The organism is Allobosea sp. TAF32, from assembly GCF_052113585.1.
In the GTDB taxonomy this organism is placed as follows: Bacteria; Pseudomonadota; Alphaproteobacteria; order Rhizobiales; family Beijerinckiaceae; genus Allobosea.
Window position 1 is genome coordinate 172,384 of sequence record NZ_JBFRDM010000006.1, and the last position, 24,082, is coordinate 196,465.

Sequence of the window (24,082 nt, forward strand, 5' to 3'; positions counted from 1 at the left end):
GCCTCTTCGCCGCGAGCAATGGCGGGAGAACCGGCTCGGAGCGGAGCGGTCGGGGGCTTTATGTAATCGGCTAAAATATTGATTTTGTTCCGGTATGCCGATCCGCATTAACCTTGCGTTCGTTCGCATCTGCGAAAGGAGCCTGGCTACGAGGTGGTGACGGCCATGAGGCGATTGGGATTGACGGCGAAGATCATGGCGTTCTTCGCGTTGCTGAGCCTTGCCGGGGCGCTGGGCCTGGTCAGCGCCTTGCGCGGTTTCGACGAGGCCCGGCGTATCGATGCTGCGGCCTTCACCGATATCGGCCTTGCCAGCAGCGCTTCCCTGCTCTCCAGCCGCGTCGCTGCCACGGCGCTGCTGAGCAGTGTCGATCCCGAGATGTCGACGCAGCAGGTCCAAGCCATGCTCGAGCGGCTCGACGGCGCCATCGAACTCGTCGATGCGGCCCGCGCGCATCTGATGTCCGCCTTGCCCGCCGCCTTGCGCGAAGCCAATCCGACGCTGGATGCGCGGATCCGCACCTTCATCGCCTTCCAGCGCGGCATCGTCGACATCGGCCACCGGGTTTCGGCGAAGGCGGCGCTCCTGGAAGCGGGGGCGGAGGACGCACGCATCAATGTCGACCAGATCATCACGACGACATCGACGTTGCGCGACCAGCTTGCGCGCCGGGCGAGCGCGGCGACGGCCCAGGCTGGGGAGCGCGCTGGCGATGTCCGCCTCTGGACCATTCTGTTTGCCTGCCTGCTGCCGCTCGGCGGTGGGCTTGCCACGCTCCTGCTGCTGCGCAGCCATCTGACGCGCCCTCTGCGGCGGCTGATGGCCGCGATCGGTGAGGCCGCGGCGTCGGACCGCGTCATCGAGGTGCCTTATCGCGAGAGGGCCGACGAGATCGGCCAGCTCGCCCGCGTGGTGCGCCAGTTCAGCGAGGTGCGGGCAACGCTGGTCACGCAAGAGGCGGAAGCCGGCGACGCCCGACGCCATGCGCAGATGCGCAGCGCGGAGCTTGCCCGGATCGCCGATGATTTCGAGATGCGGCTCGGCATGCTGCTCGGCGAGATCGGGCGGGAGAGCGAAGTGCTGCGCATGGCGCTGCAGGACTCGGCTGTGCGCGTCCATCAGGTCTCGAAGAGCACGGAGACGGCTGCCGCCTCGGTCGATGGAGCCGGCGTCGAGGCGATTCGTTCCACCGAGGCTGCGCTGCGGATGGAGCACGTCATCGGGCAGATCAATGCCGAGGTCAGGCGCGTCTCGGAGATGGCGACGGCCGCGACCCGCGAAGCCGTCGGAACGCATGCGCTGGTCTCGCGGCTGACGGAGAACGCGGCGCAGATCCGCGATGTCGTCGGCATTATCGAGGCGGTCGCGCGTCAGACCAATCTGCTCGCCCTCAACGCCACGATCGAGGCCGCGCGGGCGGGGTCGCATGGCCGTGGCTTCGCCGTCGTCGCCGCCGAGGTGAAGACGCTGGCGAACCAGGCGTCGGAGGCTGCCGCGCGGATTGTCCATCGCATCGCGCAAGCCGACGAAGCGCTGTCCCACGCGGCGCAAGCGGTCTCGACCATTGGAGCGAGCGTCGCGGCTGTCGAACAGACCGGCACCGAGATCGCGACGATGGTGGGATCGCATGTCGAGCTTCTCGGCTCGCTCGGCGAGACGGTCGGGCGGATCTCCGACGTGACTGCGACAGCCGCCATTGCGATGTCCGAGATCGCCGCGGCTAATCTGCAGACCGTCGGGCAGGCCGATATGGGCGCGCACAGCGCTGGCGAGCTCGACCGCCGGATCAATGCGCTGCAGGCTGAGGCCGGCGCCTTCGTCCGGCGCCTGCGCGCGGCCTGAAGCGGTTCCCGCATCGTCGCGCTTGCCTTTGGCGCGCGACTCTGCCCCATCTGGGCCATGCCCTTTTCGACGCTTCCTTCGCGATGAGCTGGTCGCCCCAGCAGGATGCGGCTTTGACCGCCGTGGCGCGCTGGCTGCAGGCCGGCGAGCCGCAGCTCTTCCGCATGTTCGGCTATGCCGGCACCGGCAAGACGACGCTCGCGCGCCATATCGCCGAGGCGGTCGATGGCGACGTCGTCTTCGCCGCCTATACCGGCAAGGCCGCGCTCGTGCTGCGCAACAAGGGTTGTCATGGTGCGCAGACCATCCACTCGCTGATTTATCGCTCGCGTGGGGTCGAGGAGGAGAGCCCGACCTTCGTGCTCAACCGCGAGAGCGCCGCCACCAAGGCCAAGCTCATCATTATCGACGAATGCTCGATGGTCGACGAGGAATTGGGGCGCGATCTGCTCTCCTTCGGCACGCCGGTTCTGGTGCTGGGCGACCCCGCGCAGTTGCCGCCGGTGAAGGGTGGCGGCTTCTTCACCGAGCAGGAGCCCGACGTGATGCTGACCGAGGTGCATCGGCAGGCGGCGGACAACCCGATCGTACGGATGTCGATGATCGTGCGCGAGGGCGGCCGGCTCGACTATGGCGAGTACGGCCCCAGCCGGGTGATCCGGCGCGACGAGGTCAATCCCGAGATCGTCATGACGGCGGACCAGGTGCTGGTCGGGATGAACAAGACGCGGCGTAACTACAATGCCCGCATCCGCCAGCTCATGGGCCGCACGGACAACAGCCCCGTCGCCGGCGAGAAGCTGGTCTGCCTGCGCAACGACAAGAGCAAGGGGCTGCTCAATGGCGGCTCCTGGATCGTGCAGGAGATCAAGACCTCGAAGAAGGGGCTGGTCACCATGCGCGTCACGCCGGAGGACGACACCGGCGCCAAGGCGGTGAAGGTCTCGGTGCTACCGAATTTCTTCGACGGGACGGAGGAGGAGGTGGCGTGGGAGCTGCGCAAGCACACCGACGAGTTCACCTTCGGCTATGCGCTGACGGTGCATAAATCGCAGGGCTCGCAATGGGACGATGTCGTGCTCTTCGACGAGAGCTTCGCCTTCCGCGAGCACCGGGCGCGCTGGCTCTATACGGGCCTGACGCGCGCGGCGGAGACGATCACGGTGGTTATGTAGAGCCTCGTCGGGGAGGGATGGAGGACGACCGCAATCACCCGCGGGGCGCCGCTGAAAACTGCTCAAGTTCAAGAATGTTGCCCTCCAGGTCGCGAGCATAAACGATCAGAAGCGGCTTATCTTTTGATCCGAAGTCCGTGATTTCTCCAGCTTGGGACCCTCCAGCTTCGACTATGGCCGCGAGCGTGCCGCTGATGTCAGGTACTTCGAAAGAAAGGTGGCTGAAGCCCGGCTTATTCACCTGGGGCAGAGCGCGATCATGCGTCGTATTGTACTGATGTACCTCTAAAAACGGGGCGTTGGCGCCGGGCAATTTCAACCACACCGACCGGATCACCGAGTTGGGGAGGCCATTGCCTCGCGAGACATTTTCGCCCGAGAGCGTTGTGGGCTCACGAAGGAGCTCAAGTTTGAAAACACCTCGGTAGAAGCCCGCAAGCGCATCGGCATCGCGGGCAACCACGCTAATATGAGTCAGCTTCATCAGGTTGGCCAAGGCTCGCAGGTGGGGCACGCTAACCTGTCGTCCAACAGGTCCGCTCCGGGACGTATCCGGACATTTTTCCTTGCCCGAACAGGACATTCTCCCAAACGAGGCGCGAGAACGGCGCTACCCCTCCAGCGCCTCGATCATCTCCACCCGCGTCGCGTGCCGGCCGCCTTGGAATTCGGCGGTCAGGAACGCATCCACGATATCGAGCGCCAGCCCTTCGCCGACCACGCGTGCGCCAATCGACAGCATGTTGGCGTCATTATGCTGGCGGATCATGCGGGCTGAGAATGTGTCGGCGCAGACGCCGCAACGGATGCCCTTTACCTTGTTCGCTGCCATCATGATGCCCTGGCCGGTGCCGCAGAGGACAATGCCGAGCCGGCAATCGCCGGAAGCGACGAGCCGCGCCGCTGCTTCTCCGTGCTTGGGATAGTGTGTGCTCTCCGGTGTCGTCGGTCCGATGTCGACCACATCCCAGCCCTGCGTCGCGATATGAGCGGCAATGGCCCGTCGGAGTTGAATGGCAGCATGGTCGCTGGAGAGGACGATGCGGTTGCTTGCTGTCAAGGAGAAGGCGTCCTGTTTCCCGAGGCAATCCGACGGCTTGGCCGAGTTGGATCAGGTGCTGTTTGTTTCGTCAATTCTTCCAGTTTTCGAATGGCGGCAGCCTGATCGAGAGCGGGCGGGGTCGGTGCCTGGAAAGGGCCGGGAGCCGGCGGTCTAGATACTTCACGAGCGAAGTCTCATGGTCGAAGATTGCCGAATTGTCATGAATCCCTTTGCTTTTTTGCCATAGTCGCTGCGGATGCTGGTGGGGATGGTCAGCGGAGGCCGGCGGCATGGCGGGACCGGACGATCTGAAGGCGGGCGCCATCGCCCTCCAGCGTTTCGGCCTCGGGCCGAAGCCGGGGCAGGGCGAGGCAGTGCGCCGTGATGCGCGGGATCGGCTGCTGGCCGAGATCGCGACCGGGATCGTCGCGCAACCCCAGGGCGCGCTGCTGTCAGGCGCGGCCGAGATCGGCAGGGCGCTTTACGCTTTTGAGGATGATGAGAAGCGGGAGCGCGAGGCCAAGCGCATGGCCATGCAGCAGCCCGCCCAGGGCATGCAGGTCGCCAGCGCGGCGCAAGCTGAAACGCCGCCCGCGGCATCGCAGAACCAGATGGCTCAGCCAACGAAGGCGCCGAACCAGCCGGCGCTGCCCTACAAGACTTATCGCGACGAGGTGAAGGCGCGTGTCGATCTGGCGCTCGCGGCCGAGACCGGCTTCGCCGAGCGGCTGGTGATGTTCTGGTCGAACCATTTCTGCGTCAGTGCGACCAAGAGCAACATGTCCCGGATCATGGCGGGAACCTATGAGCGCGAGGCCATCCGCCCGCACATTTTCGGCCACTTCGAGGAGATGCTGATCGCGGCCGAGAGCCATCCGGCAATGCTCGACTTTCTCGACAATCGCCAGTCCGTCGGCCCCAACTCGCCGGCCGGGCGGCGCCAGCGACGCGGGCTGAACGAGAACCTCGCCCGCGAGATCATGGAACTGCACACGCTCGGCGTTGCCGGCGGCTACGGCCAGGCTGACGTCACCAATCTCGCCCGCATCATCACCGGCTGGACCGTCGTGGGGCGCGAAGGCGTGCTTGGCTTTCCCGGCTCCTTCGCCTTCAATGCCGGGCTGCACGAGCCGGGCGTGACGCCGTTGCTCGGCCGCTCCTACGATCAGCCGGGCCGGGCGCAGGGTGTCGCCGCGCTGACCGACCTTGCGCGCCACCCGGCGACATCGCGGTTCATCGCGACCAAGCTCGCAAGGCATTTCGTGGCGGACGTGCCGCCGCCCAAGCTCGTCGAACTCTTGGCCGCGACCTTCCGCCAGAGCGGCGGCGACCTGCCCTCCGTCTATCGAGCGCTGATCGGCAGCAATGAGGCGTGGACAGCGCCTGCAAGCAAGATACGCTCGCCGCAGGAATTCCTCCTCGCATCCTATCGGGCGCTCGGGCGTCAGCCTGATTTCGGGCAGATCGTCGGACCGCTCGCGGCGATGGGGCAGCCCTTCTGGCAGCCCCCCGGGCCGAACGGCTATGCCGACACCAATGCCGCCTGGGCCTCGGCCGAAGGCATCAAGACACGCATCGACGTCGCCGCCGGCTGGGGCCGGCAGGCGGCGAATGCGGTTCAGGACCCGCGCGGCCTAAGCGAGGACGTTCTCGGTCCGATCCTCTCGCCTGAGACGAAGCAGGCGGTGGCGCGGGCGGAGAGCCGCCCGCAGGCGCTGGCGCTGTTGCTGATGTCGCCCGAATTCCAGCGGAGGTGAGGCCGATGGATCACCACGACGATGACGATGATTGCGAACGGACGACGCCGTCGCGGCGCGCCGTGCTCGGCGCGGCGGGTGCACTCTTTGGCTGGTCCTTCGTGCCGAAATTCGCCTATGCGGCGCCGGGCAGCCGCGACCCGCGCTTCCTGCTGGTGGTGCTGCGCGGAGCGCTCGATGGGCTTTCGGCCGTGCCCCCGATCGGCGATCCCGACTATGCCGGCCTGCGCGAGGGCATCGCGCTGGCCAAGGACGGCCCCGAGGCGGCGCTGCCGCTCGACGGCTTCTTCTACCTGCATCCGGCGATGCCGAATCTCGCCCGGCTCTATCGCGAGGGCCGGGCCGCGATCGTCCACGCCGCCGCTACGGGCTATCGCGAGCGCTCGCATTTCGATGGTCAGGATGTGCTGGAGAGCGGGCAGCCGGGGCCGGGCCGCACTGAGAACGGCTGGCTCAACCGGCTGATCGCGAGCCTGCCGGCCGGGGAGGGCATTTCGCGCAAGGGCGTCCTCGGTGTTGGCGTCGTGCCGCCGCTGGTGGTGCGGGGGCAGGCGCCGGTGCTGGGCTGGGCGCCGCCGCGCATGGCGCGAGCGGGCGTCGATCTGACGATGCGGCTCGCCGATCTCTACGGCCAGCGCGATGCAGGCCTCGCCGCGGCGTTGCAGCAGGCGATCGAGACGGAGGGGGTGGCGCGGCGCAGCGGCATGGCTGAGCCGAAGGGCGGCGGCGGGCCTGATACGGCCGACGGCATGCGCCGGATCGCCGAGGGTGTCGCCGGGCTTGTTGGCGCCGATGACGGGCCGCGCATCGCGGCGCTCGCCTTCGAAGGCTGGGACACCCATGCCAATGAGGGCGGGGCCAAGGGCCGCCTCGCCAACCTGCTCGGCGGGCTCGATGGCGCCTTCGCCGCTTTCGAGCAGGGATTGGCGCCGGTCTGGAAGGATACGGTGGTGATGGTCGCGACCGAGTTCGGCCGCACGGCCGCCGTCAACGGCACGGTCGGAACCGACCACGGCACCGGCACGGTCGCCTTCCTCGTCGGCGGCGCGGCGAAGGGCGGCCGGATGATCGCGGACTGGCCGGGGCTCAAGCCGGAGCAGCTCTATCAGAACCGCGACCTCACGCCGACGACCGATATCCGCGCTGTCGCCAAGGGCGTGGTTGCGGACCTCTTCGGGCTGTCCGGGCCGGTCCTGGCCGAGAAGGTGTTTCCCGGTACGGGGGATCTCAGGCCTATGCAGGGATTGGTGGTTTAGGCTCCTTCCCGTCGGGGGGAAGGTGGCTCGGCGAAGCCGCGACGGATGAGGTGGAGCCTCGACCGAAAACAAGAAAGGGCCGCTTGCGCGACCCTTCCCTCATCCGTCTGCTTCGCAGACACCTTCTCCTCTGAGGGGAGGAGCAATCAAGCCCAGGCGCGTTGCTTCAGCTTGTCCTCGAAGGCCTCGATCTTCGAGGCCTTCTCCATGGTCAGGCCGATGTCGTCGAGGCCGTTGAGCAGGCAGTGCTTGCGGAAGGGGTCGATCTCGAAGGTGATCTCGCCGCCGTCCGGCCCCTTGATCGTCTGCTTCTCGAGGTCGATGGTCAGCGTCGCGTTGGAGCCGCGCTCGGCGTCGTCGAACAGCATGTCGAGCTGCTCGGGCGTGACCGTGATCGGCAGGATGCCGTTCTTGAAGCAGTTATTGTAGAAGATGTCGGCGAAGCTCGTGGAGATCACGCAGCGGATGCCGAAGTCGAGCAGCGCCCAGGGGGCGTGCTCGCGCGAGGAGCCGCAGCCGAAATTGTCGCCGGCGACGAGGATCTCGGCCTTGCGATAGGCCGGCTGGTTCAGCACGAAATCGGGATTCTCCGAACCGTCCTCTTTGTAGCGCATCTCCGAGAACAGCGCGGTGCCGAGGCCGGTGCGCTTGATCGTCTTCAGATACTGCTTCGGGATGATCATGTCGGTGTCGACATTGACCACCTTCATCGGGGCGGGTGTCGAGGTCAGCGTGGTGAAGGGCTGCATGGTTGTTGTCCTTGCGTAAGGCCGGCTCAGCCGGCCGCCTGTTCGATGGCTTCCATGTCCTCGTCGGAGAAGCCGAAATGGTGGCCGATCTCATGGACCATGACGTGGGTGACGATGGCGCCGAGGCTCTCGTCATTCTCCGCCCAGTAGTCGAGGATCGGCCTGCGATAGAGGTGGATGGTGTTGGGCATCTGGCCGGTCTGCGGCGAATAGCCCTGCTGGGGCAGGCCGACGCCGCTGAATAGGCCGAGCAGGTCGAATGGGCTTTCCGCCTCCAGCTCCTTCAGCACGTCGTCCTCAGGGAATTCTGTTACGTTGAAGATCACATCCGAGCAGAGCGCGCGGAATTCCTCCGGCAGGCGGTCGAAGGCGGCCTGCGCCAGCACCTCGAACGCTGCCTGCGACGGCGCCTTAACGCCGTCCCAGTCGATCTCCGCTGTTGTCGTGACCCTGGCGTCCACAGCCTTGCCCATCACCAGATCTTCAATTGGTGGCCGAGCCACCAGGCCAGCACGACGACGCCCAGCAGCGAGAGTGAGCGGCCGATGCGCCGGCCCCAGAGCTCGATTCTGTCGCCTTCGGGCGCGTCCGCGCCCGAGAAGTGCTGTGCCGCCCGGCCCATCGAGGAGCCGAGCAGGCTTTCGCTGTCGCGCTTGACGCGCTCGAGCGCGGCCTTGGCCTCGGCGTCGCGTGCGGTTTCGCGGGGATCGTTCGACATGATGCGTTCCCCGCTTGTCCGTCTCAGCCCAGCGTGCGCACGTCGACGAAATGGCCGGTCAGCGCCGCTGCCGCCGCCATCGCCGGCGAGACGAGGTGCGTGCGGCCGCGATAGCCCTGGCGGCCCTCGAAGTTGCGGTTCGAGGTCGAGGCCGCGCGCTGACCCGGCTTGAGCTGGTCCGGGTTCATGCCGAGGCACATCGAGCAGCCCGGCTCGCGCCATTCGAAGCCGGCGGCGAGGAAGATCTTGTCGAGGCCTTCCAGCTCCGCCTGCTGCTTCACCAGGCCGGAGCCCGGCACGATCATGGCGTAGTCCAGGCTGTCATGGATCTTCTTGCCCTCGACGATCTTCGCGACCGTGCGCAGATCCTCGATGCGGCCATTGGTGCAGGAGCCGATCCAGATCACGTCGAGCGGGATCTCGGTCATCTTCGTGCCGGCCGAGAGGCCCATATATTCCAGCGCACGCTTCTTCGAGGTGCGCTTGACCTCGTCCGCGATCAGCTCCGGATCGGGCACCGCTCCGAGCACCGAAATGACGTCCTCCGGGCTCGTGCCCCAGGAGACGATCGGCGGCAGGTTGGCGGCGTCGAGCTTCACGATGCGGTCGAAATGCGCACCCTCGTCGGTGCGCAGCGTTTCCCAATAACGGATGGCGGCTTCCCAGGCCTCGCCCTTCGGCGCCTTGGGGCGACCCTTGAGGTAGTCGAAGGCCTTCTGGTCGGGCGCGACCATGCCGGCGCGGGCGCCACCCTCGATCGACATGTTGCAGACCGTCATGCGGCCTTCCATCGAAAGCCCGCGGATGGCCTCACCAGCGTACTCGATCACCGAGCCGGTGCCGCCGGCGGTGCCGATCTCGCCGATGATGGCGAGCGTGATGTCCTTGGCGCCGACGCCGGGAGCAGGCGTGCCGTCCACCTGGACGAGCATGTTCTTCGCCTTCTTCTGGATCAGCGTCTGCGTGGCCAGCACATGCTCGACCTCGGAGGTGCCGATGCCGTGGGCGAGCGCCCCGAAAGCACCATGCGTCGAGGTGTGCGAGTCGCCGCAAACGATCGTGGTGCCCGGCAGGGTGAAGCCCTGTTCGGGGCCGACGATGTGGACGATGCCCTGGCGCTTGTCGAGTTCATTGAAGTACTCGACGCCGAAGTCCCTGGCGTTCTTCGCGAGAGCCTCGACCTGGACGCGGCTTTCCTCTTCCTGGATGCCCTTGGAGCGGTCGGTCGTCTGGATGTTGTGGTCGACGACGGCGAGCGTCTTCTCCGGCGAGCGGACCTTGCGGCCGGTCATGCGCAGCCCCTCGAAGGCCTGCGGGCTCGTTACTTCATGGACGAGGTGGCGGTCGATGTAGAGCAGGCAGGTGCCGTCGTCCTGCCGGTCGATGACGTGATCGTCAAAGATCTTGTCGTAGAGGGTGCGGAGGCCTGTTGACGCAGTCATGGCTTGGTCTCGGTCTTGGGAATTGTGATCTGGAAAATCGATGCATTGCCGCGCCGGTCATTCCGACGCGCTCAAATCAGTCGCCTGTCGCCGGCCGCGCGGAAGCGGCCGGTCTCAGGCGCCGGTAAGGCCCGCGGCGATGGAGGCGGTGAAGCGGCCGAAGAAGCGCCACGGCAGGCGGGCATGGTCATGCAGCGCGGCAAAATCCTGCGTCGTCGGCAGGGGCGGCAGATGGCCCTCTCCCTGCACGGCGCTGAAGCGCTGCAAATGATGCTCACACGGCGACATGGCCACTATGTAGCAGTTCCAATGAAGGTGGACAATCGAAGCCGCGCAGGAGCGTCATCGCCGTGACGCAGAGGTCTGGCCTGGCATGAGAGCGGGCAGGACGGCCGGTGCGTCACAGCTCGCTGCGCAACTGCCAGAGCTCCGGGAAGAAGGAGCGCTCCAGCGCCGTCTTCAGGAATTTCACGCCGCTGGAGCCGCCGGTGCCCGGCTTGAAGCCGATGATGCGCTCGACCGTCTTCATATGGCGGAAGCGCCACTGCTGGAACTGGTCCTCAAGATCGACCAGCTCTTCGGCAAGTTCGTAGAGATCGAAATGGTGCTGCGTGTCCCGGTATATCGTCAGCCATGCGGCCTTCACCATCTCGCTCGCCGCATGCGGCACGCTCCAGTCGCGCCGGATGCAGTCAGCCGGGATCGGCAGGCCGCGCCGGGCGAGCAGTCGCAGCGCCTCGTCGTAGAGGCTCGGCGCTTCCAGCAGCGCCTGCAGGTGGGCGTGGTGCTCGGCATGGTGCCGGTGCATCGCCAGCATGCGCGGGTCCTTGGCGCCGAGGCGGAATTCCAGCGCGCGATACTGATAGGACTGGAAGCCTGAGGACTGGCCGAGCGCGTCACGGAAGGCGAGGTAGTCGGTCGGGGTCATTGTCGAGAGCACGTCCCAGGCGGTAACAAGCTGGGCCTGGATGCGCGAGACACGCGCCAGCGATTTGAAGGCGGGCTGCAACTGGTCGTCCCGGATCGCCGCGATGGCGCCGTCGAGCTCGTGCGCGGCCAGCTTCAGCCAGAGTTCCTGGACTTGGTGGATGGTAATGAAGAGTAGTTCGTCCGGAGCATCGCTCAGCGGCTTCTGTGCCGCCAGCAGGAGATCGAGGCCGAGATAGGAGGCATAATCCATCCGCTCCTTGAAGTCGGTCTGCATGCCCGGCTCGATCCGGCTCCGATGATCGCCCGATCCGGTGCCCATCGCTCCGACCTCCTCGCTGGCCGCCTTGACGAAGGGAAGGCGGTCTATATTTTAAGCTTAAAGTATTTCGCCGTGTGGGCAAGGCGGGCAGGACGTGACGATGGCGATCGATCGGGCGACCCATGCTCCTGCGCGGCTCGGCCAGCCACCCTTCGATCTTGCCGCGGCATTCTCACGTTTCCGGCAGAACTGGCCGGATGAGCTGCATTTCGCTGCCCATAGCCACCATTTCTGGCCGAACGTCACCCGCGAGGCGCATCTGCGCTATTGGGACGATGCCGCCCGCCTCGTAGACGGCAAATGGGAAGAGGTTCTCGACTCCGTTTGGCCGAAAGTGGCGCGAGGCGTGGCTGGGCATCTCAACCTGCCCGGCATCGATGGGCTCGTGCCGGCCAACAACACCCATGAATTCGTCAATCGGCTGCTTTCCTGTCTGCCGCGGGACCGCGTGCCGCGCATCCTGACCGATGACGCCGAATTCCATTCCTTCCGGCGGCAGATCGAACGGCTGGCGGAGGAGGGACTGATCGCGCTCACAATCGTGCCGGCCGAGCCCTTCGCAGGTCTGACGGAGCGGCTGATCGCGGCGGCGAAGGCGGGCGATCCCGACATGGTCTTCGTCAGCCAGGTGCAGTTCAATTCCGGCTATGTGCTGACCGATCTCGACGGGCTGGTCGCGGGCGTCGCCGCGCCTGGGCGCCTGGTCGTTATCGACGGCTATCACGGCTTCCTGGCGCGACCGACCGATCTCTCGGCCATCGCCGACAAGGCCTTCTACATCGCCGGCGGCTACAAATACGCCATGGCGGGGGAGGGCGCCTGCTTCATGCACTGCCCGCCCGGCTTCGCCATGAGGCCGCGCGACACCGGCTGGTATGCCTCCTTCGGCGCGCTCTCCGGGCCGCAGGGCGGCGTCGGCTATGCAGAGACGGGCTGGCGCTTCATGGGCGCGACTTTCGATCCTTCCGGGCTCTACCGCATGGGCGCGGTGTTCGACTGGCTCGACGCGCGAGGGTTGGACGCGGCGGCGATCCACGCCCACGCCCATGCCCTTCAAGCCATCGTCGCGGAGGGGCTGGTGCGCCGGCCTTGCGGCGTGCTCTCGCCGGAGAATCTCATGCTGCCGCTGTCCGAGCCGGCGCGCGGCAATTTCCTGACCTTTCGCCATGCCGATGCGCCGCTCTGGCATGAGCGGCTGGCGCGGGCCGGGATCACCGTCGACCTGCGCGGCGACAGATTGCGCCTCGGCTTCGGCCTCTACCAGAACGCGGATGATGCGCGGCTGCTGCTGGAGCGGCTGGCGACGCTGGCCTGAAGCGCACGGGATCAGCGCCGCGAGGTGTCGACGCTGACCACCACCGACATGCCGGGCACCAGTTCGTCCGCCAGGGGCTGGCCCGGATCGATGACGATGCGGACGGGCACGCGCTGCGCGATCTTGATGAAGTTGCCCGTGGCGTTTTCCGGCCGGATGACGCTGAACTCCGAGCCCGCGGCCGGCGAGAAGCGCTCGATCTTGCCGGTCAGCGTGGCATGGCGCAGTGCATCGACGGTGAAGCTCACGGGTTGGCCGATCCGCATGCCCGCAAGCTGGGTTTCCTTGAAATTGGCGATGATCCAGGTCTGGGCGGGAACGAGTACCATGAGCTGCGTGCCGGCCGAGACGTATTGGCCGAGCCGGGCCGAGACCTCGCCGAGGCGCCCGTCCTGCGGGGCTGTGATGCGGGTGTTGCTGAGGTCGATCTCCGCGAGATGGACCGTGGCCTCGGCACCCTCGACCGCCGCCACCAGCGACTGGCGGTTGACGATGGCGGTCTGAATATCCTGCCGCGCCACTTCGGCAGCGGCATTGCTGGCGGCGAGGGAGGCGCGGGCCTGGTCGAGCGCTTGCTGGCTCTGGTCGGTGCTGGTCTGGCTGACGACGCCGCGTTCGCGCAGCGGCTCGATGCGGCCCCAGTTCGCCTCGGCGGTGCGCAGCGCGGCCTCGGCGCTGGCGACATTCGCCACCGCGGCACGCAGCCTGGCCTCGGCGGAAGCGCGGGCTTGATCCGAATTGGCGAGCGCCGCGCGCTGGGCGGCAAGGCTGGCGCGGGCCTGCTCCAGCTTCTGCGCATAGATGCGGTCGTCGATGCGCAGGAGCAGGTCTCCCTGCTTGACCGTGGCGAAGTCCTGCACCGGCACCTCGGCGACATAGCCGGCGAGCTGCGGCGCGATGACGGTGACCTGGCCGCGGACATAGGCGTTTTCGGTGGTCTCGATGGCGCTGGCGAAGGGCGGCAGCCGCCAAGCGTAGAGGATCACGGCGAGGCCGACGAGGCCGATAGCCAGGGCAACATAGGTCGAAAGGGAGCGGAAGAGGCGGGTCATGGTCGGTGCAGTGATCAGCCGGCTGCGGGGGCAGGGGCGGTGGCGGAGCGCGCCCTGAGGCGCAGGATGGCAAGATGGAGAAGGAGTCCGGCGAGGGCCATGCCGGCGAGCAGCGAGATCAGCAGAAAGGCATCGTTATAGGCAAGAACGAGGGCTTCTCGCGTAGCCTGCTGGCCGAGAAGCGTCACACCCTCGGCCCGCGCCAGCGCAGTGTCGGTCAGGACGTGGCCGTAGCTGCCGCCGAGTTGGCCGATGCGCTGGGCGACCAGCGGATCGGACATCGCGAAATGCTCGGTCAGCACATGATAGTGGAAGCTGGTACGCAGGGTGACGAAGCTGCCGAAGATGGCCGAGCCGAGCAGGCCGCCGATGCTCTGCGTAAACAGGAAGACGGTGATGAAGCTGAGGATATAGACAGGGCCGCGCGCAATCGCGCTGCCCATGCCCTGCGCCATCGCAGTCGGCAGGTAGAGCCCCGAGCCGTAGGCGACGAGCGCCTGGCTCAAATGGATGTCATGCGGCCGGGTCAGGCTTGTGGCGCCGCTGTCGAGCCAGGCGCCCAGCGAGACGCAGGCCAGAGCCACGCCGTAGAACCAGTTCTCGCGGCCGGGCCGCAGCAGCAGCGCGCAGGTCAGCCCTCCCGCCAGGACCGCGCAGAAGATGACGGCATAGAGCGGCATGGTCTGCTCGTTCTGGATGCCGAGCGCCTGGAAGAAGTTGGAGGCGCCGACCGTCTGTTCCGCCAGGAGCACGCGCAGCAGCAGCAGCGCGCCGGCGAAGTGCAGCGTCGTCGGGCTCGTCAGCCAGCGGATGTCGATGAGCGGGCTGTCGCGATGCAGCTCGATGATCGCGGCCAGCATCAGGCAGAGGATGGCGCAGGCGACGAGCCAGCCGAGCCAGGGCGCCTCGAACCACCAGTAGATCCGGCCGAGGCTGAGCACGACGGCGATCGAGCCGAAGCCGATGGCGATGAACAGGTAGCTGACGAGATCGAGCGGGCCAATGCACTTCACCCGCGGTGGCGAGGTCAGCGGCAACGCGTAGACGAAACCGAAGGCGAGCAGGGCCAGCCCCATCTCGAACAGGGTCAGGCCATGGAAGCCGCCGATGTCGAGCAGCCAGGGCGAGATCAGCCGCGTCACGGGTATGCCGAGCGTGGTGTTGGTGAGCGCGAGCGAGATTCCGACGGTGAGCTTCTTCGGCGGCGGCAGCGGCTCGATCATGTAGAAGAAGGCGAGGGAGGACATTGGCGCTGCTGCCATGCCGCTCATGAAGCGGACCACCACGGCCGATTGCAGATCGCGGACGAAGAGGAGGTTGAGCAGCGTCGCGAAGACGAAACCGGCCAGGCTGATCTCGGCGAAATTGCGCAGCCCGTACTGCATCCGGATCTTGATCAGCGCGATCGAGAGCGAGACGTTCGGCGCCATGTAGGCGGCGATCAGCCAGTTGGTCTCGGCTAGGGTGGCGCCGAGCTCGCCCTGGATCTGGTAGATGTTGGTGTTGACGATGTTCTGGCCGATCTGCTGCGTCATCGCCAGCGTCACCGAAGCCAGCATGTAGGCGAGCGCGCGGGCCGGCGGCATGGTGAGGCCGAAGGGCTGGGCGGGCGGTGCGGTCATGGCTTCCGGCGCGCTCATGGGGCGGCGCTCCGCCCGGCGGCGATATTGCGCGAGGTGCGGCGGAGCACATCGAGCGCCGCTTCCAGTTCCTCCGGAGCGATGCCCTGCAGGATACCGGCGCGCAGCGCGGCGAGGAAGTTCAGGATGTCCTGCGCCTGGGCGCGGGCGGTCTCGGTGAGGAAGACGCGGCGGGCACGGCGGTCGCCTTCGACGGCGCGGCGCTCGATCATGCCGTTGCGTTCGAGGCCATCGAGGAGCCGCACCAGCGTCGGCTGCTCGATGTCGAGCAGGCCGGCGAGATCGGACTGGATCGGTCCGTCCTCCTTGGCGAGCTCCATCAGCAGCCGGGCGCGCGAGAGCGTCAGCCCCATGTCGCGTGCGCGCTCGTCGACCAGAGCCCTCAGCTTCCGGTTGACGGCGGCAAGCTCGGCGGTGAAGGCGGCCTGAAGTGGGGAGAGGTCCATGATGTGTCGATATAAATAGCATGCTAATGATTATCTTACTTATAGCCGACATAGATGCATATCAAATGAGGATTTTGCGGTTCGATATGCGTTTTTGGAATGAATAGATATTGGGCAATAAAAAACGCGGCCCCGAAGGACCGCGTTTCGAACTCTCTGCGCTGAAGCTGCGGCTTACTTGCCGGCCGCCTTCGAGCCCTTGGCAGGCCTGGCCTCGACGCGCTCGGCGATGCGGGCCGACTTGCCGCGGCGATCGCGCAGGTAATAGAGCTTGGCGCGGCGCACCTTGCCCTTGCGGATGACCTTGATCGAGTCGAGGTTCGGCGAGAACAGCGGGAAGACGCGCTCGACGCCCTCGCCATAGGAAATCTTGCGGACGGTGAAGCTCTGGTTGAGCCCGCCGCCGTTGCGGGCGATCACGACGCCTTCATAGGCCTGGACGCGGCTGCGCTCGCCTTCCTTGACCTTGACGTTGACCTGCACGGTGTCGCCGGGCTGGAACGGCGGGATCTCGCGACCTTCGCTCAGCTTGGCAATCTGCTCCTGATCGAGCTGTTCGATGATGTTCATGGGTCTCTCCATGGCCGTTTCGCGTGTGGACACGCGGGCGTTACGGCTCGCTGTTTTCAGTTGAGTGCGGGGCCTTACAGGAGCCCGGCGGGTTTGTCGAGCGGCAATGCCGGCAAAGCGCGTTGGCGCCGAACCGCTTGTTGGCGATCCATGCGGCATGCTTAGCCTTGCCCGGACCGAGACGCCACACCGACCGGACGCAGGCCATGACAGACCAAGCCATCAAGATCGCCCTTGTGACGGGTGCCGCGCGGGGCATCGGGCTTGCCACCGCCAAGCGATTTCTCGCTGAGGGCTGGCAGGTCGGCCTGCTCGATATCGACGGGGCAGGGCTCGAGCGGGCTGCGGCCGAGATCGCGCAGCCGGAGCGCACGCTGGTGCTGACCTGCGACGTCGCCGACCCGGCACAGCTCGAATCGGCCTTCGCCGGGCTCGCCAAGCGCTTCGGGCGGCTCGACGCGCTCGTCAACAATGCCGGCACGGCGGTGTTCAAGCCGCTGCTGGAGACGACCTATGAGGAGTGGCAGCGGGTGCTTGCGGTCAATCTCACCGGCCCGTTCCTGGCGACACAGCTCGCCGCGCCGCTGATGGCCGACAATGGCGGCGGCGCCATCGTCAACATCACCTCGATCTCGGGCCTGCGCGCCTCGACGCTGCGCGTGGCCTACGGCACCTCGAAGGCGGCGCTGGCGCATCTGACCAAGCAGCAGGCGGCGGAGCTCGCGGGCCTGGGGATCCGCGTCAACGCGGTCGCGCCGGGCCCGGTGGAGACGGCGATGGCCAAGGCAGTGCACAGCCCCGAGATCCGCGCCGATTATCGCGATGCGATTCCGCTCGGCCGCTACGGGCTGGAGGAGGAACTGGCCGAGTCGATCTTCTTCCTGTGCTCGGAGCGCGCGAGCTACATCACTGGCCAGGTTCTGGCGGTCGATGGCGGCTTCGACGCCGCCGGCATCGGGCTGGCGACGCTGCGCGGGGAGAGGCGGAACCTCTAGGGGCGGGGGGGCGATCTGGTCGGCATTTCGGAGCGGCCCGAGAGCTTGCATGGGGCGCCGCCGCGAAGGCGAGGACCCGCGCTGCCTTTCGCCCGGCGGACCTGACCTGTCGGCGCAGTCCGCTTTGCGCGATCAGGCGGGGACGTATGTCAACCTGATCGTGTCCTCGCCCACCTGATCGCTGGCTACAAGGCGGAGCGGCGGCCGGGCGCCTGCGAAGAATGGCGTGCCCTGACCCAGCACGACCGGGTGGAAATAGAGTCGATACTCATCGACGAGACCAAGGTCGGTCAGGGTCCGGGCCAGATCCGGTCCGGCGACTGCAATCTCTCCAACAAGTCGAGCTTTCAGCCCGCGGACCACTGCCTCGAGGCCATGCTCGACAAGTGTCGCGTTCGGGCCGACGGACTTCAGCGAGCGTGACACGACCCATTTCGGTTGGCTTCGCCACGCCGCCGCGAAGTCGCGCCGCGCCGCGTCCCACTCGGGATCGTCTTCATCCCAATAGCGCATGATCTCGTACATGCGGCGACCGTACACACTGCCCGCCAGGTCGCGTACGTGCTCTGTCCAGTGACGGAAGAGCGCTGGACCTGTCTCCATTTTCAGGTGGTCGACATAGCCGTCCAGCGACTGGTTCATTCCGAAGACGAGTTTCGCCATTCTGCCAACTCCATCCCAGCTTCTCGGGCTTAGCGTGAACTCCCGTGGGGCGGAAGTGAAGTTGGCCGCGATCTGCGCGCCGCCTCGCGCGTGAGGCCGATAATTCGGAGAGCTTGGGCTCACGATCCAGGCTGAATCGAGGGGATTGTCAGGAGCCCGCCGCGTCCTCCAAATGATCGGGTCCAGGCCGTTCCCGGGGACACTGGAATCGTTGCCACGCTGATGTGAGAGGCTGGTCCGCGATGGAACCGTTCACGATTGGCATTCTCGCGTTCTTCGTCATCTTCGGCGCGGCCCTGCTCGGCATGTTCGTGAAGAACCGGCTTCCCGAGCACCATCTCACCCCTGACTCGAGAGATGCCATCAAGCTGGCCACGGCGATCATCGGAACGCTGTCGGCGCTGGCGCTCGGTCTGCTGATCGCTTCGGCCAAGCGCTCTTTCGACGATGCGGGGGCCGAGCTGAGGACGACCGCGGCGCGCATCCTGGTACTGGACCGGGTCCTGGATCATTACGGACCGGAAACCGCTGAGATGCGCCAGTTGCTCCGCAAGCTTGTGGAGCAGCGCAGGCTCGTGATCGACAGCAGCATATTGAACGGCGACTCGCTCAATGACGGGCTGGACGTCGAGCCGATTCAGGATCGCCTGCGGGACTTGGTTCCGAATACGGATGGGCAGCGCTGGCTTCAGTCGCGGGCACTCCAGCTGACGGGGCAGGTCGCGGAGACGCGATGGTCGCGGCCGGAAACCGAGGCTGGAGGGTTTCCGAGCGTTTTCATCGTCTTCATCGTGTTCTGGCTGGCGCTCCTCTTCGTTTCCTTCGGATTGCTTACGCCGGGAAATGCGACTGTGACCGTCTTCCTTCTCGTGTCGGCGATATCCGTCGCGGGGGCGCTGGTCCTCATCATCGATATGGACCATCCGTATCTCGGCTACATCCGTGTGTCCGATGCGCCTCTGAGGTTGGTCTTGGAGCGGCTTGGCAGGCCCTGACATTCGTATCGGCGGCTCTGTCTCCCCAATCCCGCTTCGCGCCGTTCCGGCTGTCAGCGATTGACGCTGCTCAGATGAGGACGCAGGCTCGCAGAAACCCGGGAGGAAGGCCATGATGCGTGCGTCGATGATCGTCTTTTCTCTGCTCGGCGGCCTTTCGGCGGCATCGGCGCAGAGCGCCGCTCCTGTTACCGTCGACAACTTCATCCGCGCCGAGTCCGACACCTACATCGCCAATCTCGCCCAGGAGAGCGGTGGGCTGGGCAGGCTCCTTCATCGACGCGAGCCCGCCTCGGTCGATGAGCAGACCGTCATCCGGCTGAACCGCGACACCCTCTACTCGTCGGCCGTGTTCGACCTGGATGCCGGGCCCGTGACGGTGACATTGCCGGATGCGGGGCAGCGTTTCATGTCGCTGATGTCCGTCAGCCAGGATCACTATGCCGCGACGGTCTATGGCGCGGGCACCCACCGTTTCACCCGCGACAAGGTCGGGACCCGCTATGTTCTGCTGGGTGTCCGCACGTTCGTGAATCCGAACGATCCCGAAGATGTTCGCAAGGTTCACGCGCTGCAGGACGCGATCAAAGTCAGTCAAAAGAACAGCGGCAAGCTGGAGTTGCCGCGCTGGGATACCGGGAGCCAGAAAAAGGTGCGCGACGCCCTGCTGGTCCTGGGGTCGACGATAAGCAGTTTCGACGGAGCATTCGGCTCCAAGGCCGAGGTCGATCCGGTGCGTCACCTCCTGGGCACGGCCGGAGGATGGGGAGGCAACCCCGAAAAGGATGCGAAATATCTGAGCGTGACGCCCGCGAAGAATGACGGCAGCACCGTCTACAAGCTCAACGTCAGAAACGTGCCGGTGAACGCATTCTGGTCGGTCAGCGTCTACAACGCGCAGGGGTATTTCGAAAAGAACCCCTACAACGCCTATTCGCTGAACAGCATCACCGCAAACAAGAGCGGCGACGGCACCTCCCTGATCCAATTCGGTGGTTGCGACGGCAAGATTCCGAACTGCCTGCCGATCATGAAGGGATGGAATTACACGGTGCGGCTCTATCGGCCGCGAGCAGAAATCCTGTCCGGCAAGTGGACGTTCCCCGAGCCGCAACCCGTCAACTAGCGCTTACAGGCGTTTGCTGAGCAAAAGGCGCAACGGTCAGCGCAAGCCACACCGTATGGGACCGAGCGCGCCTTGCTGTCAGGGCCAGGAAAAGGAGCGCTGATGCGTGCCGCTGCAGTGCAGCGGACAAATCCCTTGCACCTGCTCCAGAACGGCGCGAACCTTCCCCGACATGCCTCTTCGACGGCCGCCCGACCTGCTCGGGCCGGTGCGACCGCCGCCCGACCGGCGCCTCCGGGCTTTACTTCCCGCCGCGCCGGCCGCCATCCGCGCCGATGATGGGCTCGACCTTTCGTCCTCGCGGTCCAACCCGAAGGAGGACGTCATGGCAGCACAAAACGGCAGAGGAGACACCGCCGGCGGCACCAGGCGGGCGGGGCCGCGATGCATCGCGATCGTCGGCCCCTTCCAGAGCGGCAAGACGACCTTGCTGGAAAGCATCCTGATGCGCTGTGGCGCGCTTTCGCGCACGGGCTCGGTCAAGAACGGCAATACGGTCGGTGATGCGGCGCCCGAGGCGCGTGCGCATCAGATGAGCACGGAACCCAGTGTCGCGACGGTCGAATTCCTCGGCGACACCTTTCATTTTGTCGACTGTCCCGGCTCGGTCGAGTTCCTGCACGAGATGCGCCACGTGTTGCCGGCGGTCGATGCCGCCGTCGTCGTCTGCGAGGCGGATGACCGCAAGGCGCCGGCACTGGAACTCGTGCTGCGCGAACTCGAGGAAGCCGACATCCCGCGCTTTCTCTTCCTCAACAAGATCGACTCGGCCTCGCGCCGGGTCCGCGAGACGCTCGGCATTCTGCAGCGCGCTTCGCGCACGCCGCTGCTGCTGCGCCAGATACCGATCTGGAAGAACGGCATCGCCGTCGGCTTCATCGATCTCGCGCTGGAGCGGGCCTTCATCTACCGGGAGCACGCGCCGAGCGAGATCGTGCCGCTGGCGGTGGATGAGAATGGCCGGGAGAAGGAGGCGCGCTTCTCCATGCTCGAGCGCCTTGCCGACTATGACGACGAACTGATGGAGGAATTGCTCGGCGACATGGAGCCGCCGCGCGACCGCATCTTCGATGATCTCGCGCGCGAATTGCAGCATCGCCACGTCGTGCCGGTGCTGATCGGCGCGGCCGAGCGCGGCAATGGCGTGACGCGGCTGCTCAAGGCGCTCAGGCACGAGGCGCCGGGGCTCGCGGAGACACGCGGGCGCGCCGGAATCCTGGCAGAAGGACCGCCGCTCGCTCAGGTGATGAAGACCTGGCATTCGAGCCAGGGCGGCAAGCTCTCGCTGGCGCGGGTGATGCGCGGCCGGCTGGCGGAAGGCGACGTCGTAACCTCGTCGGGTGGGGTCGAGGCTCGCATCGCCGGCGTGCTGGCGCTGAAGGGCGCGGAGCAGAGCCGCAAGCCGGCGGCCGAGGAGGGCGAGGTCGCGGCCTTCGCCAAGCTGGAAGGCATCGGCACGGGCGAAGCCTTCATGCTCGGCAAGCAGCGGGCGAGCGTCGTCAGCGCGATCGCGCCGCCGGAGGCCGTGCACGCCGTCGCGATCTCCGTGAAGGACCGCAAGGACGATGTCCGGCTGGCGGCGGCGCTGCAGCGGCTGACGGAGGAGGACACTGCGCTTTCGGTCATGCAGATCCCCGAGCTGGGTGAGACACGCCTGACGGGCCAAGGAGAAATGCATCTGCGCGTCGCGCTCGAGAAGCTTGCCGGCCGCTACGGCGTGACTGTCGCGGGCCGTGCGCCCCAGGTCGGCTATCGCGAGAGCATCCGCGGCCACGCCGGGGCGCGCGGCCGGCATCGCAAGCAGAGCGGGGGCCATGGCCAATATGGCGATGTCGTGATCGATGTCGCGCCGCTGCCGCGCGGGGACGGCATTCGCTTCGTCGACAAGATCACCGGCGGGGTCGTGCCGCGCCAGTATATCGGTTCGGTCGAGGCCGGCATGCGCGACTTCTGCGAGAAGGGGCCGCTCGGCTTCCCGATCGTCGATATCGAGGTAACGCTGACCGACGGCTCCTACCACACGGTGGATTCGTCGGACATGGCATTCAGGCAGGCTGCGCGGCTGGCGATGAGCGAGGCGATGCCACAGGCGAAACCCGTTCTGCTCGAGCCGGTCCTGTCGGTCGATGTCGTGATTCCGTCGGAAGCGATGTCGCGCGCATCGGCGTTGATCTCGTCGCGGCGCGGCCAGATCCTCGGCTATGATACGCGGCCTGGCTGGCGCGGTTGGGACCAGATCAAGGCGCTGGTGCCGGAGGCCGAGATGCCCGGCCTGATCGTCGAGTTGCGCTCGGCAACCTCGGGCGTCGGCTCGTTCAATGCACGCTTCGACCATCTGGCGGAGCTCGCCGGGAAGTCTGCGGAGGCGGTCGTCTCCGCGCAGGCCCTGGCCTCCGCCCAGGGCCGCTGACGGGGCCGATCCCCGTGGATGGGCAGCGTTCAGTAAGCTGCGACCGAGTTCATCCCCTCCCGGTGACCGGAGGGGATGCTCTGGAGGGCTCGCCCGCACGGCCTCGCGCGACCAGCGCCTGCGGCGGTTGCTTGGGTCTGAGAAACGCGCGCGGAACACAATCCCGAAAGGCGATGCTTGCAAGCACATGAAGAGGCCGGACACGTGGCCACCGTCTTCTCCGATCGCCGTGCCGCCGGCCGAAAGCTGGCGAGCAGGCTTCGCCGGTATCGCGAGAGGGGCGATGTTGTCGTCCTGGCGTTGCCGCGGGGCGGCGTACCCGTCGGCTTCGAGGTCGCACGGGCCTTGAAGGCCCCGCTCGACGTTCTCGTCGTGCGCAAGCTCGGCGTTCCCGGAGATGAAGAAATGGCCATGGGCGCGATCGCCACGACAGGGGCACGCGTCCTGAACCGGGAGGTCATCGCCGCGCTCGGCATCGCTCAGGACGTCCTCGACAAGGTGACCGCGAAAGAGGAGCAGGAGCTGCTTCGCCGCGAGCGTCTCTACAGGGGCGGCCGCGCGCCGCTCTCTCTGGAGGGGCAGACCGTCATCATCGTCGATGACGGTCTGGCTACGGGCGCGACGATGCGGGCCGCGGTGAGGGCGCTGCGAGACAAGCATCCCGCCCGCATCGTGGTCGCGGTGCCGGTCGGCAGCCGGGAGATCTGCCAGGCGATGAAGGCCGTCGCCGACGAGGTGGTGTGCGCGACGATGCCGCATTACTTCCTGGGCGTCGGCAGCTGGTACTCGGACTTTTCGCAAACCGGCGACGACGAGGTTCGCGCCCTGCTGGACGAGGCCAGCAGGTTGCGGCCCGGGCCGGGCCATCAGGGCGATGGCGGCGCGGCTCCGGACGGTTCCGGTCACGCCGACGGCGGATAGGGGGCGGTCTGCTCGTCGAAGCGGGTCCATCCTTCTCGACGGTATTCGGCGCGGCGCAGCTCGTCATCGATCGGGCCGGCCCCTTGCATGATCTTCTCGATGGCCGGAGCGTGGCTGTCGCTGGTGCGGACCATGACGACTGCTCCGCCCCGGCGGATGGTCTCTGCCAGATAATGGGCCTCGTCATCGCCGAAACCGGCGCCGGCCATGGCACCGATCAGAGTGCGGGCCGTGGCGCCGGAATTCGTCCCGACAGCGAGCGTGCCGAAAATCCAGCCGGCTGCCAGGACCGGGCCGACTCCGGGAACCGGCATCGCAGCCAGCCGCGCCAACAGGCCGGCACCGCCGCCAACCGCGTCGCCGACTTCAGCGCCAGCGGCCGCGTCGTCCGCGAAGGTCGCCGTTTGATAGCCGATGATGCTGATATCCTCCGAAGAGAGCCCGGCCACTTCGAGCCGGGTTACCGCCGTCTCGGCATCTGCATGGTGCTCGTAGGAACGTGTGACTGTCCGTGACATGAAGCATCCTCCCTCGACGGGAAGCCCCTTGGCACGAACCGGCTGGAATCGACCTTGTTCCCTGCTCGCGGTCGGAAGGGATGTTTCCGAAAGGCATCCGATCGATCGCGACGAAGGGCCGCGATCCTCATCAAGACTTTTCCGGCTGGCAGGAGCGTCAAGTCGTCGCGGTGGGGAAAGAGCTCGGTTTCGCCGTTCCGG

24 protein-coding genes are annotated in these 24,082 nt (G+C 66.5%); 10 read left to right on the plus strand and 14 right to left on the minus strand.

What is annotated here, in order from left to right; translation table 11 throughout:
* Nucleotides 1–180 precede the first annotated feature (180 nt).
* Nucleotides 181–1,842, plus strand: a complete 1,662-nt coding sequence (locus tag AB4Z16_RS14405; RefSeq protein WP_441512038.1) for a methyl-accepting chemotaxis protein — start codon at nt 181–183, stop codon at nt 1,840–1,842.
* Between the two features lie 83 nt (nt 1,843–1,925).
* Nucleotides 1,926–3,017 carry an ATP-dependent DNA helicase gene (locus AB4Z16_RS14410; RefSeq protein WP_441512039.1) on the plus strand — a complete coding sequence of 364 codons (1,092 nt, stop codon included), beginning with the start codon at nt 1,926–1,928 and terminating at the stop codon, nt 3,015–3,017.
* A gap of 34 nt (nt 3,018–3,051) precedes the next feature.
* On the opposite strand, the gene AB4Z16_RS14415 is transcribed toward AB4Z16_RS14410, so the two are convergent.
* Entirely contained in the window at nt 3,052–3,501 is a 450-nt protein-coding gene (locus AB4Z16_RS14415) for a VOC family protein (protein ID WP_441512040.1), read from the minus strand.
* Between the two features lie 126 nt (nt 3,502–3,627).
* Nucleotides 3,628–4,077, minus strand: a complete 450-nt coding sequence (gene rpiB, locus AB4Z16_RS14420) for a ribose 5-phosphate isomerase B (RefSeq protein WP_441512041.1) — start codon at nt 4,075–4,077, stop codon at nt 3,628–3,630.
* Nucleotides 4,078–4,349: 272 nt separating this feature from the next.
* On the opposite strand from rpiB, the gene AB4Z16_RS14425 reads away from it, so the two are divergent.
* Both AB4Z16_RS14425 and AB4Z16_RS14430 read left to right on the plus strand, forming a co-directional pair.
* Entirely contained in the window at nt 4,350–5,816 is a 1,467-nt protein-coding gene (locus tag AB4Z16_RS14425; RefSeq protein ID WP_441512042.1) for a DUF1800 domain-containing protein, read from the plus strand.
* A gap of 5 nt (nt 5,817–5,821) precedes the next feature.
* Entirely contained in the window at nt 5,822–7,072 is a 1,251-nt protein-coding gene (locus AB4Z16_RS14430; protein WP_441512043.1) for a DUF1501 domain-containing protein, read from the plus strand.
* 146 nt (nt 7,073–7,218) lie between these two features.
* On the opposite strand, the gene leuD is transcribed toward AB4Z16_RS14430, so the two are convergent.
* The 6 genes from leuD to kynA all read right to left on the minus strand — a co-directional run bounded on the left by leuD (nt 7,219) and on the right by kynA (nt 11,230).
* Nucleotides 7,219–7,821: a 3-isopropylmalate dehydratase small subunit gene (gene leuD, locus AB4Z16_RS14435; RefSeq protein ID WP_441512044.1), complete on the minus strand. Its 603-nt coding sequence runs from the start codon at nt 7,819–7,821 to the stop codon at nt 7,219–7,221.
* 26 nt (nt 7,822–7,847) lie between these two features.
* Entirely contained in the window at nt 7,848–8,294 is a 447-nt protein-coding gene (locus tag AB4Z16_RS14440; protein ID WP_441512045.1) for a metallopeptidase family protein, read from the minus strand.
* Entirely contained in the window at nt 8,294–8,539 is a 246-nt protein-coding gene (locus tag AB4Z16_RS14445; protein WP_441512046.1) for a hypothetical protein, read from the minus strand. Before AB4Z16_RS14445 ends, AB4Z16_RS14440 begins: the two co-directional genes overlap by 1 nt.
* 23 nt (nt 8,540–8,562) lie before the next feature.
* On the minus strand, nt 8,563–9,981 hold the full coding sequence (leuC, locus tag AB4Z16_RS14450; RefSeq protein ID WP_441512047.1) for a 3-isopropylmalate dehydratase large subunit: 1,419 nt from the start codon (nt 9,979–9,981) through the stop codon (nt 8,563–8,565).
* 114 nt (nt 9,982–10,095) lie between these two features.
* A complete protein-coding gene (locus tag AB4Z16_RS14455; protein ID WP_156134498.1) occupies nt 10,096–10,248 on the minus strand; it encodes a hypothetical protein in 153 nt (50 codons plus the stop codon).
* 133 nt (nt 10,249–10,381) lie between these two features.
* Nucleotides 10,382–11,230 carry a tryptophan 2,3-dioxygenase gene (kynA, locus tag AB4Z16_RS14460; RefSeq protein ID WP_441512048.1) on the minus strand — a complete coding sequence of 283 codons (849 nt, stop codon included), beginning with the start codon at nt 11,228–11,230 and terminating at the stop codon, nt 10,382–10,384.
* A 100-nt stretch (nt 11,231–11,330) separates the two neighbouring features.
* Between kynA and AB4Z16_RS14465 the strand changes: the two genes are divergently transcribed.
* The gene (locus AB4Z16_RS14465; RefSeq protein ID WP_441512049.1) at nt 11,331–12,545 is read left to right on the plus strand and encodes an aminotransferase class V-fold PLP-dependent enzyme; all 1,215 of its coding nucleotides are present in this window, start codon (nt 11,331–11,333) and stop codon (nt 12,543–12,545) included.
* 11 nt (nt 12,546–12,556) lie between these two features.
* Here the strand turns inward: AB4Z16_RS14465 and AB4Z16_RS14470 are convergent, their stop codons facing one another.
* The 4 genes from AB4Z16_RS14470 to rplS all read right to left on the minus strand — a co-directional run bounded on the left by AB4Z16_RS14470 (nt 12,557) and on the right by rplS (nt 16,253).
* Nucleotides 12,557–13,597, minus strand: coding sequence for an HlyD family secretion protein (locus tag AB4Z16_RS14470; RefSeq protein ID WP_441512050.1), 1,041 nt, complete (start codon nt 13,595–13,597; stop codon nt 12,557–12,559).
* Between the two features lie 14 nt (nt 13,598–13,611).
* Nucleotides 13,612–15,237: an efflux MFS transporter permease gene (locus AB4Z16_RS14475; RefSeq protein WP_441512051.1), complete on the minus strand. Its 1,626-nt coding sequence runs from the start codon at nt 15,235–15,237 to the stop codon at nt 13,612–13,614.
* Nucleotides 15,234–15,683 (minus strand): MarR family winged helix-turn-helix transcriptional regulator, encoded by a 450-nt coding sequence (locus AB4Z16_RS14480; RefSeq protein ID WP_441512052.1) that lies wholly within the window; start codon nt 15,681–15,683, stop codon nt 15,234–15,236. The genes AB4Z16_RS14475 and AB4Z16_RS14480 overlap by 4 nt, the downstream gene beginning before the upstream one ends.
* 174 nt (nt 15,684–15,857) lie before the next feature.
* Nucleotides 15,858–16,253: a 50S ribosomal protein L19 gene (gene rplS, locus AB4Z16_RS14485; protein ID WP_441512053.1), complete on the minus strand. Its 396-nt coding sequence runs from the start codon at nt 16,251–16,253 to the stop codon at nt 15,858–15,860.
* A gap of 206 nt (nt 16,254–16,459) precedes the next feature.
* On the opposite strand from rplS, the gene AB4Z16_RS14490 reads away from it, so the two are divergent.
* A complete protein-coding gene (locus AB4Z16_RS14490) occupies nt 16,460–17,248 on the plus strand; it encodes an SDR family NAD(P)-dependent oxidoreductase (RefSeq protein WP_441512054.1) in 789 nt (262 codons plus the stop codon).
* A 132-nt stretch (nt 17,249–17,380) separates the two neighbouring features.
* Here AB4Z16_RS14490 and AB4Z16_RS14495 read toward each other — a convergent pair whose 3' ends face one another.
* Nucleotides 17,381–17,911 (minus strand): dihydrofolate reductase family protein, encoded by a 531-nt coding sequence (locus AB4Z16_RS14495; RefSeq protein WP_441512055.1) that lies wholly within the window; start codon nt 17,909–17,911, stop codon nt 17,381–17,383.
* Nucleotides 17,912–18,153: 242 nt separating this feature from the next.
* Here AB4Z16_RS14495 and AB4Z16_RS14500 point away from each other — a divergent pair, with 242 nt between their 5' ends.
* The 4 genes from AB4Z16_RS14500 to AB4Z16_RS14515 all read left to right on the plus strand — a co-directional run bounded on the left by AB4Z16_RS14500 (nt 18,154) and on the right by AB4Z16_RS14515 (nt 23,363).
* Entirely contained in the window at nt 18,154–18,906 is a 753-nt protein-coding gene (locus tag AB4Z16_RS14500) for a bestrophin-like domain (protein ID WP_441512056.1), read from the plus strand.
* A gap of 112 nt (nt 18,907–19,018) precedes the next feature.
* On the plus strand, nt 19,019–20,032 hold the full coding sequence (locus tag AB4Z16_RS14505) for a DUF1254 domain-containing protein (protein WP_441512057.1): 1,014 nt from the start codon (nt 19,019–19,021) through the stop codon (nt 20,030–20,032).
* Nucleotides 20,033–20,357: 325 nt separating this feature from the next.
* Nucleotides 20,358–22,442, plus strand: a complete 2,085-nt coding sequence (locus AB4Z16_RS14510) for an elongation factor G (RefSeq protein ID WP_441512058.1) — start codon at nt 20,358–20,360, stop codon at nt 22,440–22,442.
* 204 nt (nt 22,443–22,646) lie between these two features.
* A complete protein-coding gene (locus tag AB4Z16_RS14515; RefSeq protein WP_441512059.1) occupies nt 22,647–23,363 on the plus strand; it encodes a phosphoribosyltransferase in 717 nt (238 codons plus the stop codon).
* On the opposite strand, the gene AB4Z16_RS14520 is transcribed toward AB4Z16_RS14515, so the two are convergent.
* Nucleotides 23,345–23,881 carry a hypothetical protein gene (locus AB4Z16_RS14520; protein WP_441512060.1) on the minus strand — a complete coding sequence of 179 codons (537 nt, stop codon included), beginning with the start codon at nt 23,879–23,881 and terminating at the stop codon, nt 23,345–23,347. The two genes, AB4Z16_RS14515 and AB4Z16_RS14520, sit on opposite strands and share 19 nt — an antisense overlap.
* Between the last annotated feature and the right edge of the window lie 201 nt (nt 23,882–24,082).

Bases quoted from the DNA above. Each gene is read 5' to 3' on its own strand.
- AB4Z16_RS14445 (WP_441512046.1), bottom strand. From the start codon at position 8,539: ATGTCGAACGATCCCCGCGAAACCGCACGCGACGCCGAGGCCAAGGCC.
- AB4Z16_RS14505 (WP_441512057.1), top strand. From the start codon at position 19,019: ATGATGCGTGCGTCGATGATCGTCTTTTCTCTGCTCGGCGGCCTTTCG.
- AB4Z16_RS14410 (WP_441512039.1), top strand. From the start codon at position 1,926: ATGAGCTGGTCGCCCCAGCAGGATGCGGCTTTGACCGCCGTGGCGCGC.
- AB4Z16_RS14495 (WP_441512055.1), bottom strand. From the start codon at position 17,911: ATGGCGAAACTCGTCTTCGGAATGAACCAGTCGCTGGACGGCTATGTC.
- AB4Z16_RS14440 (WP_441512045.1), bottom strand. From the start codon at position 8,294: ATGGGCAAGGCTGTGGACGCCAGGGTCACGACAACAGCGGAGATCGAC.
- rplS (WP_441512053.1), bottom strand. From the start codon at position 16,253: ATGAACATCATCGAACAGCTCGATCAGGAGCAGATTGCCAAGCTGAGC.
- AB4Z16_RS14480 (WP_441512052.1), bottom strand. From the start codon at position 15,683: ATGGACCTCTCCCCACTTCAGGCCGCCTTCACCGCCGAGCTTGCCGCC.
- AB4Z16_RS14425 (WP_441512042.1), top strand. From the start codon at position 4,350: ATGGCGGGACCGGACGATCTGAAGGCGGGCGCCATCGCCCTCCAGCGT.
- leuC (WP_441512047.1), bottom strand. From the start codon at position 9,981: ATGACTGCGTCAACAGGCCTCCGCACCCTCTACGACAAGATCTTTGAC.
- leuD (WP_441512044.1), bottom strand. From the start codon at position 7,821: ATGCAGCCCTTCACCACGCTGACCTCGACACCCGCCCCGATGAAGGTG.
- AB4Z16_RS14475 (WP_441512051.1), bottom strand. From the start codon at position 15,237: ATGAGCGCGCCGGAAGCCATGACCGCACCGCCCGCCCAGCCCTTCGGC.
- AB4Z16_RS14520 (WP_441512060.1), bottom strand. From the start codon at position 23,881: ATGTCACGGACAGTCACACGTTCCTACGAGCACCATGCAGATGCCGAG.
- AB4Z16_RS14430 (WP_441512043.1), top strand. From the start codon at position 5,822: ATGGATCACCACGACGATGACGATGATTGCGAACGGACGACGCCGTCG.
- AB4Z16_RS14490 (WP_441512054.1), top strand. From the start codon at position 16,460: ATGACAGACCAAGCCATCAAGATCGCCCTTGTGACGGGTGCCGCGCGG.
- AB4Z16_RS14500 (WP_441512056.1), top strand. From the start codon at position 18,154: ATGGAACCGTTCACGATTGGCATTCTCGCGTTCTTCGTCATCTTCGGC.
- AB4Z16_RS14415 (WP_441512040.1), bottom strand. From the start codon at position 3,501: ATGAAGCTGACTCATATTAGCGTGGTTGCCCGCGATGCCGATGCGCTT.
- AB4Z16_RS14510 (WP_441512058.1), top strand. From the start codon at position 20,358: ATGGCAGCACAAAACGGCAGAGGAGACACCGCCGGCGGCACCAGGCGG.
- AB4Z16_RS14465 (WP_441512049.1), top strand. From the start codon at position 11,331: ATGGCGATCGATCGGGCGACCCATGCTCCTGCGCGGCTCGGCCAGCCA.
- kynA (WP_441512048.1), bottom strand. From the start codon at position 11,230: ATGGGCACCGGATCGGGCGATCATCGGAGCCGGATCGAGCCGGGCATG.
- AB4Z16_RS14470 (WP_441512050.1), bottom strand. From the start codon at position 13,597: ATGACCCGCCTCTTCCGCTCCCTTTCGACCTATGTTGCCCTGGCTATC.